The sequence below is a fragment of the Lentzea sp. NPDC060358 genome (genome assembly GCF_042725365.1).
Taxonomy (GTDB): Bacteria; Actinomycetota; Actinomycetes; order Mycobacteriales; family Pseudonocardiaceae; genus Lentzea.
The window spans coordinates 1-2,242 of the sequence record NZ_JBHXCW010000444.1 but is presented as its reverse complement, the minus strand read 5'-3'; the positions used below and the strand labels follow the sequence as shown (position 1 = coordinate 2,242).

Sequence of the window (2,242 nt, the reverse complement as noted above, 5' to 3'; positions counted from 1 at the left end):
GGGATAACCACCTCCTCCAGGCTCGGGGACGCACCCGCGTCCCCGAGCTCTTTCCTGTCCAGGACCGGTTTCACGTCCGGGACCGGGCGTCGACCGCGAGCGCGCCCGAACTCAGATGGAGATCGCGTCCGTCTGCACCCACCCGGTGCGCGGGAACCGTTTCAGCCCGTCCATCACGTGCGGTCCGACCGACCACACGTCCGCGCGCCACGCCGCGATCCGTTGCGGCCAATCGGCTTCCGCCTTCAGCGCGTTGTAGTGGTAGTCGTGCCAGACGTGCGGCTCGATCCTCAGGCCGTCGTCGAACACGTGCTCCGATACGAGGTCGTACGCCTCCTCCGGCGACGCGGTCTTCGTCGACGGCAGCACGTGCGTCGTCTTCGCCTTGTACGTGATGGCGCGTGTGCCGTCGTCGAGCGATTCGCAGATGTAGTAACCGAAATCGGGCTTGAGCTCGTCGTGCGGCCACGGCGTGGCCGAGTAGTTCATCTGCCACAGCGCCCAGCCGAACCCCGGCGTGCCACCGGGAATCGGGTACCGCGCGTTGTACAACCTGACCCAGACCATCTCTTCTCCTCCGTACGATCCGGTTTCCCGGCAACACCGCCAGGTCTCCGTCCTTGTCCGTGCGCAACACCAGCGCACCTCCCGTCCGCAGCACGTCGATGACGTGCGGACTCGGGTGCCCGTACCTGTTCCCCTCGCCCACGCTGACCAGCGCGATCCGCGGTCGCACCGCCCGCAGGAACGCGGGCAGCGAGTACCGGGACCCGTGGTGCGGCACCTTGAGCACCTCGGCTCCGAGGTCCCGCTCCCCCAGCAACGCCGCTTGGCCGGCCAGTTCGACGTCACCGGTGAGCAGCACCCGGCCCGCACTCGTGTGCGCCTTCACCACGAGCGAGTAGTCGTTCACCGTCGTGTTCTCGTCCTCGGCGACCGGCGGCCGTCGCGGACCCAGCACCTCCAACTCCAGTCCTGGCAGGGAGAACCTCTCCCCCGCCTTCGGTTCCACCACCCGCACGCCGTGTGCGCGGGCCTGCTCGCTGACCTCCCGCCACGCCCACGAGGGCTCCTTGAGCGGTCCGACCGCCACGGCTCCCACCGCACGCCCGGTGAGCACCGCGGCCAGTCCACCGACGTGGTCGGCGTGCAGGTGCGTCAGCACGACGAGCGGGATCCTCTTGATCCCCAACGTCTTCAGGCACCGGTCCACCGCACCGGGATCGGGTCCGGTGTCGACGAGGACCGCCCGGTCGGCGTCGTCCGTGGCGAGGACCAGCGCATCGCCTTGGCCGACATCGCAGCCGACGACCTTCCAGCCCTCCGGCGGCCAGTCCGGCGCCACCACCTCGAGCGGCACCAGCACCACGAACCCGCCGATGAGCACGGCGACGACCAACGTCCGCGTCTTTTTGAACCGCAGCAACAACACCGTGACCGCCACGACCGCGGTCAGCGCGGCCGCACCGGTCCAGCCCTCCGGCCAGTCGACCGCACCACCCGGCACGGTCGCCGCCTGCCGCCCGACCTGGACCAGCCAGGTCACCGCAGGCCCGGCGACGTGGACGAGCACCTCGGCCCCGTCCGGCCACCACGACGCGACGACCGCCGCCATCACACCCAGCACGGTGGCCGGTGCGACCACCGGCGCCGCGACGAGGTTCGCGACCACCGACACCAGGCTCACCTGGCCGCTCAGCCCGGCTACCACCGGAGCGGTGGCGAGGCTCGCGGCCGTCGGGATGACGACCGCCTCGGCCAGCCCGTTCGGCACACCGCGGTCCTTGAGCGCTCGCGCCCATCTCGGGGCGACCAGCACGAGCGCCGCCGTCGCGATGACCGATAACGCGAAGCCGGGATCGCCTCCCAGCGCCGGGTCGACGAGCACCAGCACAACCACCGCGGTCGCGAGGCTCGGCACCGCGGACCGTTCGCGGCCCAGCCCCAGCGCCAGCAGCGCGATCGCGCCCATGACCGCGGCCCTGAGCACGCTGGGTTCCGGACCGGCCAGGACCACGAACCCGATCAGCGCCAGCACCGCCGCCACGGCCGCCTGCCGGGGTCCGAAGCGCCGCAGGAGCAGGTAGACCGCTCCGCAGACGATGGCGAGATTCGCGCCGCTCACCGCGAGCAGGTGCGCGAGGCCGGCCGTGCGGAACTCGTCGACGATGCGCGGCACCATGCGTTCGGTGTCGCCCACGACCAGGGCCGGGAGCAGGCCCGCCTCCTCGTCGTCCAGGAC

At 71.3% G+C, this 2,242-nt stretch carries 1 protein-coding gene; it reads right to left on the bottom strand.

The genetic code is table 11. The features are described from left to right. Nucleotides 1–70: 70 nt before the first annotated feature. A partial coding sequence (locus ACFWGZ_RS40695; RefSeq protein WP_382456922.1) for a DNA internalization-related competence protein ComEC/Rec2 occupies nucleotides 71–2,242 on the bottom strand: 2,172 nt, incomplete at its 5' end.